Consider the following 15,286-nt stretch of genomic DNA (forward strand, 5'->3'; position numbering starts at 1 on the left):
CAGCGGCTTTGCGGCAGCCAAAAGTGTTAATGCCGCCGATTATTTGGCAATCGTCCGGCTTCGCCGGTCGATGCGGGCGAAGAGCCAGGATCCGAGCAGCACCAGGGCGGTACCAAGGGCATGGACGATGGTAAAGTGCTCACCCAGAACGAAAACGGCGAGAACGATGGTGACGATCGGGCCGAAGGAGGCGGTCGAGGACGTGGCGCGAGCCCCGATGCGCGCGATACCGCCATTGAGGAGAAACGATGGCAGTACCGTGCCGAAGATGCCGAGCATCAGGCCCAGGATCCAGACCCGGGTGGAAAAACCTGCATAGGTCCCGGGCCCGTCGACGAGGAGGCTTTGGCCGATGGCGAGCACGGCGGCAGTCGACATGCCGATGCAGGTGAAGAGCACCGTGCCGAGGACCAGCATCTGGCGCTTGGCAAGGTGCTGATAGAAGGCAAAGGTCAGGGCCGAGCCCAAGACCAGCAGGGTTCCGACGATAAGGCCGTCGGGCTCGACGGTGAGGTTCCAGGCAAAGATCACCAAGAGCCCGCCATAGCTCAAGAGCATTGCCGGCAGGAGACGCCAGTTCATCCGGTCGCCGAAAAACCAGACGCCGAACAGCAGCACGAAGAAGGGATAGGTGAAGAGCACCAGCCGTTCGTATTGCGCGGAAACGAAGGCGAGGCCGGCAAAATCGAGATAGCTCGAAAGATAATAGCCCAATACGCCGACGCCCATGGCGCCGAGGAGGCGGCCAGGGGAGAGAAGGGCGCGCAGGTTCGGCGCACGGAGGAGAAGGCTTGCGAGAATGACGAGATAGACCGGCAGGGCCATGAGCATGCGCAAGGCGAGCGCGGCTTCGATCGAGACGCCTTCGGCAAAGGCGAGCTTGATGAAGATGCCCTTGGTCGAAAAAAGCGCAGCGCCGGAAAAGGCAAGCGCGTAGCCGGCCATATCGACATTGGCGGATGTGGTTTGGGTCGTCGAACTCATGGGCACTGCTCTTTCTGGCCGCCCCGAGGTTCCTGCCGGACACCGCAAGGCGGGCCGGGTTGCCAAATGCTGGATGTCAGCCTTCGGTCCGGGCCCGGATGGGACGGAGAGCCAGAAGAATCGACATCGAAAGCTGCGGGCGTGAAGACATGATCTTGTTATAGTACCCGCGGGTACGCCCCCGAAAGTCCGGTTTCGCAAAATCCGTCCAGCGCGAAAAGATCAGCCGCGCGGATGGGCCCTGGCGTAGCTTTCGAGAAGATGCTCGGTATCGACGGCAGTATAGATCTGGGTGGTGGAAAGGCTCGCGTGACCCAGTAATTCCTGGATGGCACGGAGGTCGCCGCCCTTGCCGAGAAGATGTGTTGCAAAGGAATGGCGCAGGGCGTGGGGGGTCGCTGACGGTGGCAGGCCGAGGGCGCTGCGCAATTGCTGCATGCGCAACTGGATAAGCCGAGGCGACAAGACGCCGCCGCGCACGCCGCGGAACAACGGGTCTTCCGCCCAGAGCTTGAAGGGGCTGAGGGAGAGGTAGGTGTCGATCGCCTGGCGCACCGGGGCAATCAGGGGCACCATGCGCACCTTGCCGCCCTTGCCGGTGACGCGCAGCACATCGCTTTCAAGATCGCCCTTGGTCAGCGCCAGCGCTTCGGAAATACGCAGGCCGGCACCATAGCAGAGGGAAATGACCGCCATGTCGCGGGCGGCGACCCAGGGTCGGTCTTCAAGCTCGTCGGTTGCCTCGATGGTTTGCCTGGCCTCGATGACGGTCAGCGCCTTGGGCAGCGAGCGCGGGATTTTCGGAGTACGGATGGCGTTGAGGGCTTCGGTCGTCAAAACGCCTTCGCGCTCGAGAAACGCAAAGAAACTCTTGAGCGCCGAGAGGACCCGCGCGAGGGAGCGGGAGCCGAGGCTCTCTTCGCGCCGCCTCGCCATGAAGGCGCGGATATCGGCGCCACGGAGATCGCGGAGCGATTCGAGCGAGACGGGGCCGCCCAGATGGCCTGCGAGAAAGCTCATGAACTGCGAGAGATCGCGCCCATAGGCCTCGAGCGTCTTGGGCGCGAGACGCTTGACCGATCCCAGTTCGCGCATCCAGAGCGTAATCTTGGACTGGATAAAGGCATCGGTGGCAAAGGCGCTGTCGGTCATGCCGGGCAGTCTAGCGCGCGAGGGTTACCGATCTCTAGAAATATCGCGCCGGCCAAATCGATATGGATAAGCCCGAATGAGCAGCAAGCCGATCGCTGCCGGAGACGTGCTCATCATCCGGCTCGATTTTTGCTCACAAGAACATTAAGTGAACGATATAGCGGACCATGTCAGGATGGCCGCTTTGGCGGAATCGCTTGCATTCGGATATGGCCGGTGCGAACGGAACGGCGCAGATGCAAGTGCGAATGGACATCGTTGCAGTGATGGTGGGGGTAGCCGTTGAGGGCCCCTATAGCTATCGCGTGCCAGAAACCATGACGGTCGAGCGCGGCTCGATTGTGGCAGTACCCCTTGGGCCCCGGCTGGTCCTCGGCGTCGTCTGGGGCGCGCCCAAGGATAACATCGCGCATAATCGCCTTCGCGATGTCGCCCATGTCTATGACGTGCCCGCGCTTTCCGAAGAGCTTCTGAGACTCGTCGAATGGGTCGCGCGCTATACGCTTGCCGCGCCAGGCCAGGTGTTGCGCGGGGTATTGCGATCACCAGAAGCGCTCGACGCGCCAAAGCCCGTTATCGCCTATCGCCGCACCGGGCTCGAGCCGGAAAAGCTGACACCGGCGCGACTGCGCGTCCTCGATGCGCTGATGGACGACATGGCCTGGCCCAAGCCGGCGCTGGTCGGGGCGACGGGGGTATCGACATCGGTGATCGATGGGCTCGAACGGGCGGGAGCGGTCGAAAAACTCGAGATCGCGGCGCCGCCCGTGGTGCTGCCGCCCGACCCGGATGCGAGCCCCTCCAAACTCAACCCCGAGCAGGAGGCGGCGCTTGCCGATATCCTGTCGCTCGATCCGCACCAGTTTGGTGTCGCCCTTCTCGATGGCGTGACCGGCGGCGGCAAGACCGAGGTTTTTTTCGAAGCCGTGGCCGACACGCTACGGGCTGGGCGGCAGGCGCTGATCCTTTTGCCCGAAATCGCGCTGACCAATACGTTTATCGATCGCTTTACGCGCCGCTTCGGCACGAGGCCTGCTGAATGGCACTCGGACATGACGCCGACGCAGCGGGCCAAGGTCTGGCGCGGCGTGCTCGAGGGGACGGTGCGTGCCGTGGTGGGTGCGCGTTCGGCCTTGTTCTTGCCGTTCCGGGAACTGGGGCTGCTGGTGCTCGATGAGGAGCATGACGGCGCCTATAAGCAGTCGGAGGGCTTTACCTACCACGCGCGTGACATGGCGATTGTCCGTGCGCAGTTTTCGCGGGCACGGGTGGTGCTTTCGTCGGCAACGCCCTCGGTTGAATCGCGCAACAATGCCAATTCCGGACGCTATGCGCATGTGCGGCTCGAAAGCCGCTTTGCCGAAGCGGCGATGCCCGACATCACCGCTATCGACATGCGCATGGATGGGCCGGAAAAGGGCAGCTGGATTGCACCATCCTTAGCGCGCGAAGTTTTTGCAGCGCTCGATCGCGGGGAACAGGCGCTGCTGTTTCTCAACCGGCGCGGTTATGCGCCGCTGACGCTCTGCAATGCCTGCGGACATCAATATAAGTGCCCCGATTGTTCGGCCTGGATGGTCGAACACCGTTTTCGCGGCGTCCTGATGTGCCATCATTGCGGGCACGAGGTGCGCACGCCCAAACATTGCAGCGAATGCGGCCAGGTCGATAGCCTCGTGCCGGTTGGGCCGGGCATCGAGCGGGTCGCCGAAGAGGCGGCAACGCGCTTTCCCGATGCCCGCCGCGTGCTGCTCTCGACCGACATGGGCAGCCATGCCCAGCTTCGCCAGCGTTTTGCCGAAGTCGAGCGCGGCGAATATGATCTCATCATCGGCACGCAGCTCGTCTCGAAGGGTCACCACTTCGAAAAGCTTTCGGTGGTTGGCGTGCTCGACGCCGATCTCGGGCTTGCTCATGGCGATCCGCGGGCGGCTGAACGAACGTTCCAGATCTTAACGCAGGTGGCAGGGCGCGCCGGTCGCGCGTCGCGGCATGGCAAGGCGTTTCTCCAAACTTATCATCCCGATCATCCGGTGATGAAAGCCATGGTTTCGGGCGATCGCGAGGCCTTTTACGCGCAGGAGCTTTTGGCGCGGGAAGCGGGCGGCATGCCGCCGTTCGGGCGGCTCGCGGCGCTGATCATTTCGGCCAATGAGCACGACCCGGCGATGAACTTTGCCAAAAGCCTGCTCTCGGCCGCCCCAATGGCCGAGGGTGTGCGGCTTTTTGGACCCGCCGATGCGCCAGTGGCGATGATCCGGGGGCGGCATCGGGTCAGGCTGCTGGCCCAATCGAACAAGGATTTCGACTTGTCCGGCTATGTCCGCTTCTGGCTATCGAGCGCGGAAAAACCGAAGGGCGACATCAAGATTCAGATCGATATCGATCCGATGAGCTTCATGTGACCGCGTCAGGCGCGGCTGCTCGATAGACCATCCGACAGATGTGAACAGCGTATGTGCAGCCGAATCGAGGCTCGCACCATTGCAGGTGGCGCTCACGTGCCGGCTCCATGGTGGAGCTGGACGCCAGCGCTGAGGAGCACCCCATGCCGGCACGTTTTACGACGCTCAACAACGCGATCGAAAAGGGCCTTAAATCCATGGCCGCAAAGACCGCCGTCAGCCAGATCGAATATTGGGAAGACCAGCTCAAGGATGTCGAGGTCAGCGGCGTCAAGGGCATCCAGAGCGATCTCCACTCGCTCAAGAGCAAGCTGACCGCCGACGACATCGATGGCGATGCGGTCAAGAAGCTGCTCGCCTCGCTCGCCGAAAAGACCAAGAATGTCAGCGGCCGTGTCGAAAACGAAAAGGTTTCCGAGCAGCTGGCCGGTGTGGCCGCAGGGCTAGAAAAAGCGTCCTGATCTATTTCCGGCGCCCGCCTCGACAAGAAGAGGCGGGCCGTCTTTTTTCCCCGCCTTCTCCTGCTCTCCCGGTCCATGGATGCGCTGCCCGTTTCTGGCCTGAAGCGCCTTGACGGGACTGCGACATTTTCACCGCAATTGAATCACGCGACCCAGCCTTGCATGGGCCGCTTGGCTTGTGTTAGAGCGAGCCCGACTTGAAGGGGTCTGGCTAGGGGTAGTCCGACTTGGGCCCCATTTCCGGACACGTCCCAAGCGTTGAATAAGCCCTCCCGGTTTCCCCGGGGAGCGGCAACACAAGAGGGTGAAGCGACATTGGCAGCGCAGAATTCAGTGCTTACCCAGATCGCGCGGCCATATGCGTCGGCGCTGTTTGATCTCGCCCAGAGCGAGAATCAGCTGGCATCGGTGGAAACCGGCCTTTCCGATATTTCCCGCCTGATCGGCGAAAGCGACGATTTTTCGCGCTACCTGCGCTCCCCGGTGATCTCGGGTGATACGAAAGCGTCCGCACTAAACGCGATCCTCGAGCGCGCCCAGGTCAATCCGCTGGTGGCCAATTTCCTGCGCCTCGTGGCAAAGAACGGTCGCCTCTTCGCGCTCGACGCGATCATTGTCGGTTTCCGCGAGCTGGCCGCCGCCGCCCGTGGCGAAATGACCGCCGAGGTCACTTCAGCTGCCCCGCTGACGGCCGAACAGGCTTCGGCGCTGAGCGAAACGCTCAAGGGGAAGCTGGGCAAGACCGTGACGCTCAATCAATTCGTCGATCCCTCGCTGATCGGTGGCCTTCAGGTGAAGGTCGGCAGCCAGATGATCGATTCTTCAATCAAGACAAAGCTCGCTGCGATGAAAGTCGCCATGAAAGAGGTCGGATAAATGGACATCAAAGCCGCGGAAATTTCTGCGATCCTCAAGGACCAGATCAAGAATTTCGGCCAGGAAGCCCAGGTTTCCGAAGTCGGTCAGGTGCTCTCCGTCGGTGACGGCATTGCGCGCGTCTATGGCCTCGACAAGGTGCAGGCCGGTGAGCTCGTCGAGTTCCCGGGCGGCGTGAAGGGCATGGCCCTCAACCTTGAAAACGACAATGTCGGCGTCGTGATCTTCGGCAATGACCGCTCCATCAAGGAAGGCGACGTCGTCAAGCGTACTGGCGCCATCGTGGACACCCCGGTCGGTCCGGGCCTCCTCGGCCGCGTGGTCGACGGCCTCGGCAACCCGATCGACGGCAAGGGCCCGATCGATCACACCGAACGCCGCCGCGTCGACGTCAAGGCTCCCGGCATCCTGCCGCGCAAGTCGGTGCATGAGCCCATGTCGACCGGCCTCAAGGCCATCGACGCGCTGATCCCGATCGGCCGCGGCCAGCGCGAACTCGTTATCGGCGACCGCCAGACCGGCAAGACTGCCATCATTCTCGACACCTTCCTCAACCAGAAGCCGGCGCATGACGCCAACGCTTCGGACACCGACAAGCTGTTCTGCATCTATGTCGCCGTTGGCCAGAAGCGTTCGACCGTCGCACAGTTCGTGCGTCAGCTCGAAGAATCGGGTGCTCTCCAGTACTCGATCGTGATCGCTGCAACCGCTTCCGATCCGGCACCGCTTCAGTACATCGCGCCCTTCACCGGCTGCGCGATCGGCGAGTGGTTCCGCGACAATGGCAAGCATGCCGTGATCGCTTATGACGATTTGACCAAGCAGGCCGTTGCCTACCGTCAGATGTCGCTGCTGCTGCGCCGTCCGCCGGGCCGCGAAGCTTACCCGGGCGACGTGTTCTATCTCCACAGCCGCCTGCTCGAGCGCGCGGCCAAGATGAACGAAGACCATGGCCTTGGCTCGCTGACCGCTCTGCCGGTTATCGAAACTCAGGCGAACGACGTGTCGGCCTATATCCCGACCAACGTGATCTCGATCACCGACGGCCAGATCTTCCTTGAAACCAACCTCTTCTTCCAGGGCATCCGTCCGGCCGTGAACGTTGGTCTCTCGGTGTCGCGCGTTGGCGGTTCGGCCCAGATCAAGGCGATGAAGCAGGTTGCCGGCTCGCTCAAGGGCGAACTCTCGCAGTATCGCGAAATGGCGGCCTTTGCCCAGTTCGGTTCGGACCTCGACGCTGCGACCCAGCGCCTCTTGAACCGTGGCGCGCGTTTGACTGAGCTGCTTAAGCAGCCGCAGTTCTCTCCGCTTAAGACCGAAGAACAGGTTGCGGTGATCTTTGCCGGCGGCCAGGGCTATCTCGATAGCGTTCCGGTCGCCAAGGTCCAGGACTTTGAAAAGCACGTCCTTTCGGGCCTGCGTTCCAAGCACGCTGACCTCCTCAAGACTATCGCCGCCGAAAAGCAGCTGAGCGACGATACGCGCGCCAAGCTCAAGTCGGCACTCGACGACATCAAGAAGACCTACGCGGCCTGAGCCCTGAAGGAGACGACAGGCAATGCCGTCGCTAAAGGATCTTAAGAACCGGATCGACTCGGTCAAATCGACCCAGAAGATCACCAAGGCTATGCAGATGGTCGCGGCGGCAAAACTCCGTCGCGCCCAGGAAGCAGCCGTTGCTGCCCGCCCCTATGCCGAACGCATGGAACAGGTGCTTTCGAGCCTTGCCGCCGTGTATGACGGCCAGGCCAACGCACCCGTGCTGCTCGGTGGCAATGGTAAGGACCAGGTGCATCTTCTGATTGTCGCAACCGGCGAGCGTGGCTTGGCTGGCGGCTTCAACTCTTCGATCGCGCGTCTGGCGCGCGATCACGCCAACAAGCTATTGGCCGAAGGCAAGACGGTGAAGTTTCTCACCGTCGGGCGCAAGGGTAATGACATCCTCAAGCGCCAGTTTGCCGACAAGATCATCGAGACGATCAGCTATCGCGAAGTCAAGAATATCGGCTTTGCGCAGGCCAGCGAAGTCTCCCAGAAGGTCCAGGCCCTATTCGCCGCCGGCGAATTCGACGTGGCGACCCTGTTCTTTGCCAAGTTCAACTCGGTGATCAGCCAGGTGCCGCAAGCGGTCCAGATCATTCCGGCAAAGATCGAGAAGACGCAAGGCGAAGGCTCTGCCAGTGCCGCGGTCGTCTACGAATACGAGCCGAGCGAAGAAGCGATCGTCGAAGACCTCTTGCCGCGCAATATCAGCGTGCAGATCTTCCGCGCTATGCTGGAAAACAGCGCCTCGTTCTACGGTGCGCAGATGTCCGCCATGGACAATGCGACCCGCAATGCCGGCGAAATGATCGGAAAGCTGCAGCTGAGCTATAACCGCCAGCGTCAGGCCCAGATCACCAAAGAGCTCATCGAAATCATCTCGGGCGCGGAAGCGCTCTAACCCATCAGCGAGGACGAACAAATGGCAGATAAGAAGGCCGGACGCGTTTCGCAGGTCATTGGCGCCGTCGTTGACGTGGTGTTCGACGATCACCTGCCCGCCATCCTGAACGCGCTTGAAACCACCAACAATGGCCAGCGCCTGGTTCTGGAAGTTGCCCAGCACCTCGGCGAAAACGCCGTGCGCACCATCGCCATGGACACGACCGAAGGTCTGGTTCGCGGCACCGAAGTGTCCGATACCGGCGCTTCGATCTCCGTGCCCGTGGGCGATGCCACCCTTGGCCGCATCATGAACGTCATCGGTGAGCCGATCGACGAAGCCGGTCCGATCGCTGCCGAAGGCAAGCGCGAAATCCACCAGGACGCGCCAGAATTCGTCGAGCAGAGCCCGGAAAGCGAAGTTCTCGTCACCGGCATCAAGGTCGTCGACCTCATCGCTCCCTATGCACGCGGCGGCAAGATCGGCCTCTTCGGCGGTGCCGGCGTGGGCAAGACCGTTCTCATCCAGGAACTGATCAACAACGTCGCCAAGGCGCACGGTGGTTACTCGGTGTTCGCGGGCGTCGGTGAACGTACCCGCGAAGGCAACGACCTCTATCATGAAATGATCGAATCGGGCGTGAACAAGGACCCGCATGAGAACGGTGGCTCGGCCGCCGGCTCCAAGTGCGCTCTCGTGTTCGGCCAGATGAACGAGCCCCCGGGGGCCCGTGCCCGCGTGGCCCTGACGGGTCTGACCGTGGCTGAAAACTTCCGCGACAAGGGCCAGGACGTGCTGTTCTTCGTGGACAACATCTTCCGCTTCACCCAGGCCGGCGCCGAAATGTCGGCTCTGCTTGGCCGTATCCCCTCCGCCGTGGGTTACCAGCCGACGCTGTCGACCGACATGGGCGCGATGCAGGAACGCATCACCACCACCACCAAGGGTTCGATCACCTCGGTGCAGGCCGTTTACGTGCCCGCCGACGACTTGACCGACCCTGCACCGGCAACGACCTTCGCTCACCTTGACGCGACGACCGTTCTCAACCGTGCGATCTCGGAAAAGGGCATCTACCCGGCCGTGGACCCGCTGGCTTCGAACTCGCGTATTCTCGACGCGAACGTTGTCGGCCAGGAGCACTACGACACCGCCCGCCAGGTGCAGTCGATCCTGCAGAAGTACAAGGCTCTCCAGGACATCATCGCCATCCTCGGCATGGATGAGCTTTCCGAAGAAGACAAGCTGACCGTGGCCCGCGCCCGCAAGATCGAGCGCTTCATGTCTCAGCCCTTCGACGTGGCCGAAGTGTTCACCGGCTCGCCGGGCGTGTTCGTGCAGCTCGAAGACACCATCAAGGGCTTTGCAGGCCTCGTGCGTGGTGACTACGACCACCTGCCGGAAGCTGCCTTCTACATGGTCGGCACCATCGAAGACGCAGTTGCCAAGGCCCAGAAGCTCGCAGCCCAGGCTGCCTAGTCTTTTGCCACCTCTGGGCCCATCGTCCGCGACGGGCCCAGCGCCAGACCCGATCTTTCGGGTTTTCTCCGCAAGCGAATTGCACCGTTCTTGAACGATGCAATCGCTCCGAAACTTTAGTGGTCGCGCTTTCGAACCGCAAAAGTGCAACCACTTTTGCCGAAAACGCTCTAGGGGACCAAGAAAATGGCTGAAGGCCTCAAGATCGAAATCGTGTCGCCCGAGCGCCTCCTGGTTTCGCAGACCGTGCAGTCCGTGACGGTGCCAGGGACCGAAGGTTACTTCACGGTAATGGCCGACCACGCGCCGTTCATGACGACGCTTCGTCCTGGCTTCATCACAGTGACCGGTGACAATGCAGCCGAAATTTTCTTCGTGCGCGGCGGCTTTGCGGATGTGTCGCCTGTGGGCCTGACGATCCTCGCCGAAGAATCCGTGCCGTTCAAAGAATTCGATCATACCGATCTGCAGGCGCAGATTCGTGCGGCCGAGGAAGAGCTTTCCCGTGCGGAAACGCCAGAAGACAAGTCTTACGCGCAGCAGTTCGTCAGTGCGCTCCTGAACCTCGCCATCGAAGCGCAGCAGCTTAATGAAGGCCACGTGCACTGAGCCTTTCTGACGTTATTTGAAAAGGGCCGTCCGGGAGGGCGGCCCTTTTCCTTTGGCCCGTCGGTTGAGGGGGTGCTCAAAAAGTGAGCAACCCCTTTAGGCTGCATGATTTTTCTGCCGCCGAAACGCCTGGTTAACGGTTGTGAAGCAGTCTGGCACCAGCGCCAACCTTCCTGCTTTCGATTGCTATCCAGGAACACGACATGTTTCGATTGCTCAGCCATGCCCGACTGACCCTCGTTATTGCCGCGATGTCCATTGCCGGCATTCTGCTTGCCGGGCTCGTGATCCTCGCGGGCCTTTATGTCACGCTCTCGAGTTCGGTGAGCCGCGACGCGGGTGCCGCGATCACCTCATCGACCCGCATTGCGGCCCAGATTCTGCAGGTGAACCTGCCCAATCTCGAAGTGACGGTGGACGACGCCGGCAATGTCGAGCGCCTGACGAGCCGCAGCATGCCCCGGCTCCGCAGCCACGATATGATCGATGCGATCGCCAACGTTGCTGGACAGCAGGTCGCAATCTACGTGCTTGATCCCGAACAGTCGCCTGATTTCACAGTCGGGACGACGAGCCTTATCGATTCCAACGGGGAGCGTCTTCTCAACCGGCCGATCGCCCCCGATACGGTGCTCTTCAGAACGCTTGCAGCCAATGCGTCGGCGACCGAGACGGCTCTTGTCGACGGAAAAGGCTATTTCGTGCGATACCAGCCGATTGCGCGAGAGGACGGAACCGTCATCGGCGCCTTGATGGTCGCCGTCGCGCGGGCGCCGATCGAGGCGGTACTCAACCGGTCCATGCTGGTGCTTGGCGGGATCGTTGCCGGGGCCGTTCTGGTTCTAGGGGCTTCTGCGTTGATGGTCTCTCGGATCATTACACGGCCTATTCCGAGACTTTCTCAGTCTATGAAGGCCATCGCCGAGGGCGATCTCGCCCACGAGATCCCTTATCTGCAGAACCGCAACGAACTTGGGGACATGGCTCATGCCGTCGAGATTTTCCGGCGCAACGCACAGGAAAAGGCGGCGCTCGATGCCCAGGCCGAGCAGCACTTGGCGGAAGCTGCCGACCATACCGGGCAATTGCAGGCGATATCCCGGTCGCAGATCGTTGTCGAGTTCGACCTCGACGGCACCGTCAGGAGCGCCAACGAGAACTTTCTTGAGCTTCTCGGATACCGACTCGCCGATATTGTCGGTCAGCCCAATGCCTTATTTCTTTTCGATGCCGACCCCAAGAGCCAGGTCTATAAGCAGTTCTGGATCGATCTTTCGGCGGGTGAGTTCAAGAGCGGCGAGTATCGGCGGCGGCGTCGGGATGGCAGCGAGGTTTGGATCCAGAGCACCTTTACGCCCATCGCTGATGCAGATGGAAAACCCTATAAGATCGTGCAGTTCGCAACCGACGTCACCGCGCGCAAGCAATCTGTGGCAGCGCTCGGCGAGGGGCTCAAGCGGCTTGCCGAGGGTGACCTGACAGGCGAAATCACGACGCCCTTTGCCAGCGAATTCGAAGACCTGCGCCACGCGCTCAATGGCACCGTCGCGCGCTTTGCCGACGTGATGCACCAGCTTCAAACCACGGCGCGCTCGCTCCGGGTCGCGAGCGGCGAATTGCTGAGTGGGGCGAATGATCTTTCCGACCGAACCTCGCGCCAGGCGGCGACGATCGAGCAAACTTCGGCGGCCATGGAAGCGCTCGCCGGCACCGTCGTCGACAATGCCGGCCGTGCTGAAGAGGCTTCGGACAAAACCGCGGCCGCGGCTCTCGTCGCCGAGGAGAGCGGGGCGGTGATGACTGCCGCCACCGAAGCCATGCAGCGGATCACGCGCTCCTCGGCGCAGATCGCCAACATCATCGGGCTCATCGACGACATTGCCTTCCAGACCAATCTGCTTGCGCTCAATGCCTCGGTCGAGGCGGCGCGGGCAGGGGAAGCGGGCAAGGGCTTTGCAGTCGTTGCGGTGGAAGTGCGACGGTTGGCACAATCAACGGCGCAGGCCTCGTCTGAAGTGAAGGAGCTCGTCCAGAAGAGCGGCAATGAAGTGCGGAGCGGGGAGGAACTGGTGGCGGCTGCCGGCGACAAGCTCCTGCAAATGCTTGCGACCATGCAGAAAAATACCGATCTCGTGCGCTCCATCGCCAAGGCGAGCCGGGACCAGGCAGCGTCGATTCGCGAAGTGACCGTGGCGATCCATTCGCTCGATGAAGCAACGCAGCACAATGCGGCGCTCGTGGAGGAAACCCATGCCGCGATCGAACAGACAGAGGCTCAGACGCAAGCGTTGGACCTCATCGTCGATGTCTTCCAGCTCGAGAACAAGGATCGGTCTGGAGTCCGCCGGGCAGCCTAGGCGAGAGCGGCGGAGACCAGGGCGCGGGCGTGGAGATCGGTCGTGTCATAGACCGGCAGCGGGCTGACGGAATCGTCGATCAGCATGCCGATTTCAGTGCAGCCGAGAATGACCGCTTCGGCGCCGCGGGCGGCGAGGCGGCCGATCGCATCGACATAAACGCGGCGGGACTCTTCGCGAATGATGCCGCGCACCAGCTCATCATAGATGATGCCGTTGAGGTTCGTGCGCTCGACTTCGGGGATGAGCGAGACAAGACCGCGGGCTTCGAGACGTTCGCGGTAGAACGGCATTTCCATCGTGAACCGCGTGCCCAATAGGCCGACAGTTCGGTACCCGTCGGTTAACAATTCGGATGCCGTTGGGTCGGCGATGTGCACAAACTGGGCATCGACGCCATTCATCATGCGATCGGCGACGAGATGCATGGTGTTGGTGGCTAGGCCGATGACCTCTGCGCCGGCCGCTGCGAGGCGTTTGGCCGAACGGTTGAGAAGGTCGCCCGCTTCGTCCCATTGACCATCGGATTGCATCTGGGCGATGGGCGCGAAATCGACCGAGTCGATGAGCACGGGTGCCGAATGAAGGCCGCCGAGACGCCGCGCGGTTTCCTGATTAAGGATGCGGTAATAATGAGCGGTCGATTCCCAGCTCATGCCGCCGATGAGGCCAATGGTTTTCATGGTGTCAAACGTGAGTGAAGCGTTGCGGAATATCGATAAAGGCCTCGACGACCTTTTCATAGGCCTCGCGCTTGAAAGGGACGATCAGCCCGGGTGTCCGTGACAGGCGCTCCCACCGCCAGGCTTCGAACTCGGCGTGGAACTTGCCGCCGCCGGGCGCTTCGACGTCAATTTCGCTGTCATCACCGGTAAAGGCGAAGGCGAACCAGCGCTGGCGCTGGCCGCGATATTTTCCCTTGAGCGCCTTGCCGAGCATATCCTCTGGCAGATCATAATAGATCCACTCCGGCGCTTCGGCGAGGAGGCTGACGGCGGTGATATTGGTTTCTTCGTAGAGCTCGCGCAGCGCGGCCCGCAATGGGTCTTCGCCCTTGTCGATGCCGCCTTGAGGCATTTGCCAGGGCGCGTCGAAATCGGCCGAACGCTCCGGATCGTCCGAACCCTTGCGCCGGCCGATAAAGACATTGCCGTCGCGGTTGAAGACGGCGATGCCGACACAATCGCGATAGGGCAGGGCGTCACGGTCGGGAATGCTGGACATGTCATTATTCAACGGCTCCATCGGATCCCTCGGGACGCGGCAGGAGCCCTTGCCTTTGTTGTCGCGTGTCTCGTCCCTAACCGGCTAGCACGTTCGGGAGACAGGCTTATTGCATCAACGCACTGGCAGGCACCAGCGCAATGCCCTTGCCATCGAGTTCGGCCGACCATTCGGAAATGGTCTGGATGGAGATGGGCAACGCACTGACAATACCAATTGCGCTGCCATGTTCCAGCGCCTCGGCTTCAAGGCTGTCCAGCGCTGAGAGAATGGATGCGCGGGCCGGATTGGCATCGATCAACACGCTGGCGCGCGCATAGGGCACCTTATTGGCGCTGGCGAGCTGCTCGGAGACCGAGCGGTTGGATGAACCGTCGTCGATATAGCCAAGGCCGCGTGCGCCGAGCTCTTCCATGATGGGGCTGAAATCGCCCGAGGAGGCGGTGAAACGCGCGCCCATATTGTTGATGAGGCCAAAATAACCGCCAAAGCGCGCCATCAGCCAAAAAAGCTTTTCAAGGTTCTGGCGCGGCGCCTCGCCGGTGAGGAGCGTGTGCGGACCAGGATCGTTCTGCGGATAATCGAACGGCTCGAGGGGTACTTCGAGCATGACTTCATGGCCGCCGCCGCGCGCTGCGGTCACAGTCTGCACCAGAGCCTTGCCATAGGGCGCAAAGGCCAGGGTCACGAGATCGGGTAATTGGGCGATGGCGTCAAGCGAGCCCTGCTCATTGATGCCGAGGCCGGTGACAATTAGCGCGATCTTTGGACCGGCGCCGGCGCTGGCCGCGTCGAACTGATATTTATAGGCCGCAAACGGCGTTTCACCGGTGCCCGACATTCGCGGGATGGGGCCGTTGGCAGTCTCTTCGGTCAAATCGGCAACAAGACCGAATTCGTTGGTGGCGGGCGGAGCTTCGGGCGATGCACCGGTCACGCCGGGGCCGGGAAGCGTCGTGATCGAGCCGCCAGCGGGAAACTCGCCGGGATCGGCAGTGATGGTGGCCGGGCCCGAGGCGGTATTGTCGGCAACGCTGTTGCCGATCTGGTTGTTGACGATGCCGGCTTCCTGGCTCGGGCGTCCGCCCATGGGATCGTCCACGAGCACGAGGCGCGCGGCAACGCCGATGGCGCCAAGCGCGATGAGACCGAAGAGGATACGGGCAATGGGAAGATGCGGACGGCCAAGCGTGCGCTTGGCCCGCTGCTTGCGACCGGTCAGAGGCGTCGATAGGTCATTGGCCATTGGCAGTCCGGCCTCTTACCCCGGGAAGCGAGAAAAGTGGGGGTCGCGTGGGCGAATCAGACCCACGC

At 61.8% G+C, this 15,286-nt stretch carries 13 protein-coding genes; 8 read left to right on the forward strand and 5 right to left on the reverse strand.

The features are described 5' to 3' along the window. Positions 1-39 precede the first annotated feature (39 nt). Both VW35_RS10685 and VW35_RS10690 read right to left on the reverse strand, forming a co-directional pair. The gene (locus VW35_RS10685; RefSeq protein WP_046143001.1) at positions 40-984 is read right to left on the reverse strand and encodes a DMT family transporter; all 945 of its coding nucleotides are present in this window, start codon (positions 982-984) and stop codon (positions 40-42) included. A 222-nt stretch (positions 985-1,206) separates the two neighbouring features. Next, positions 1,207-2,136 carry a tyrosine recombinase XerC gene (locus tag VW35_RS10690; RefSeq protein WP_046143002.1) on the reverse strand — a complete coding sequence of 310 codons (930 nt, stop codon included), beginning with the start codon at positions 2,134-2,136 and terminating at the stop codon, positions 1,207-1,209. A gap of 236 nt (positions 2,137-2,372) precedes the next feature. Between VW35_RS10690 and VW35_RS10695 the strand changes: the two genes are divergently transcribed. From VW35_RS10695 to VW35_RS20610, 8 genes are all read left to right on the forward strand, one after another. After that, positions 2,373-4,541 (forward strand): primosomal protein N', encoded by a 2,169-nt coding sequence (locus tag VW35_RS10695; RefSeq protein ID WP_046143085.1) that lies wholly within the window; start codon positions 2,373-2,375, stop codon positions 4,539-4,541. Between the two features lie 143 nt (positions 4,542-4,684). After that, positions 4,685-5,002: a hypothetical protein gene (locus tag VW35_RS10700; protein ID WP_152662559.1), complete on the forward strand. Its 318-nt coding sequence runs from the start codon at positions 4,685-4,687 to the stop codon at positions 5,000-5,002. 315 nt (positions 5,003-5,317) lie between these two features. Then, complete coding sequence (locus VW35_RS10705) at positions 5,318-5,878, forward strand: F0F1 ATP synthase subunit delta (protein WP_046143086.1); 561 nt, start codon at positions 5,318-5,320, stop codon at positions 5,876-5,878. Next, positions 5,879-7,414 (forward strand): F0F1 ATP synthase subunit alpha, encoded by a 1,536-nt coding sequence (gene atpA / locus VW35_RS10710; protein ID WP_046143004.1) that lies wholly within the window; start codon positions 5,879-5,881, stop codon positions 7,412-7,414. Between the two features lie 22 nt (positions 7,415-7,436). Continuing rightward, a complete protein-coding gene (locus VW35_RS10715) occupies positions 7,437-8,321 on the forward strand; it encodes a F0F1 ATP synthase subunit gamma (RefSeq protein WP_046143005.1) in 885 nt (294 codons plus the stop codon). A gap of 21 nt (positions 8,322-8,342) precedes the next feature. Then, the gene (gene atpD, locus VW35_RS10720; RefSeq protein ID WP_046143006.1) at positions 8,343-9,782 is read left to right on the forward strand and encodes a F0F1 ATP synthase subunit beta; all 1,440 of its coding nucleotides are present in this window, start codon (positions 8,343-8,345) and stop codon (positions 9,780-9,782) included. A gap of 186 nt (positions 9,783-9,968) precedes the next feature. Then, positions 9,969-10,391, forward strand: a complete 423-nt coding sequence (locus VW35_RS10725) for a F0F1 ATP synthase subunit epsilon (protein WP_046143007.1) — start codon at positions 9,969-9,971, stop codon at positions 10,389-10,391. Between the two features lie 203 nt (positions 10,392-10,594). After that, a complete protein-coding gene (locus VW35_RS20610) occupies positions 10,595-12,748 on the forward strand; it encodes a methyl-accepting chemotaxis protein (RefSeq protein ID WP_052951650.1) in 2,154 nt (717 codons plus the stop codon). Here VW35_RS20610 and VW35_RS10735 read toward each other — a convergent pair. The 3 genes from VW35_RS10735 to VW35_RS10745 all read right to left on the reverse strand — a co-directional run bounded on the left by VW35_RS10735 (position 12,745) and on the right by VW35_RS10745 (position 15,218). Beyond that, the gene (locus VW35_RS10735; protein WP_046143008.1) at positions 12,745-13,431 is read right to left on the reverse strand and encodes an aspartate/glutamate racemase family protein; all 687 of its coding nucleotides are present in this window, start codon (positions 13,429-13,431) and stop codon (positions 12,745-12,747) included. The genes VW35_RS20610 and VW35_RS10735 overlap by 4 nt on opposite strands. A gap of 4 nt (positions 13,432-13,435) precedes the next feature. After that, positions 13,436-13,972 (reverse strand): RNA pyrophosphohydrolase, encoded by a 537-nt coding sequence (locus VW35_RS10740; protein WP_425283765.1) that lies wholly within the window; start codon positions 13,970-13,972, stop codon positions 13,436-13,438. 106 nt (positions 13,973-14,078) lie between these two features. After that, the gene (locus tag VW35_RS10745) at positions 14,079-15,218 is read right to left on the reverse strand and encodes a divergent polysaccharide deacetylase family protein (RefSeq protein ID WP_046143010.1); all 1,140 of its coding nucleotides are present in this window, start codon (positions 15,216-15,218) and stop codon (positions 14,079-14,081) included. Positions 15,219-15,286 lie beyond the last annotated feature (68 nt).

Source organism: Devosia soli (assembly GCF_000970455.1).
GTDB lineage: Bacteria > Pseudomonadota > Alphaproteobacteria > Rhizobiales > Devosiaceae > Devosia > Devosia soli.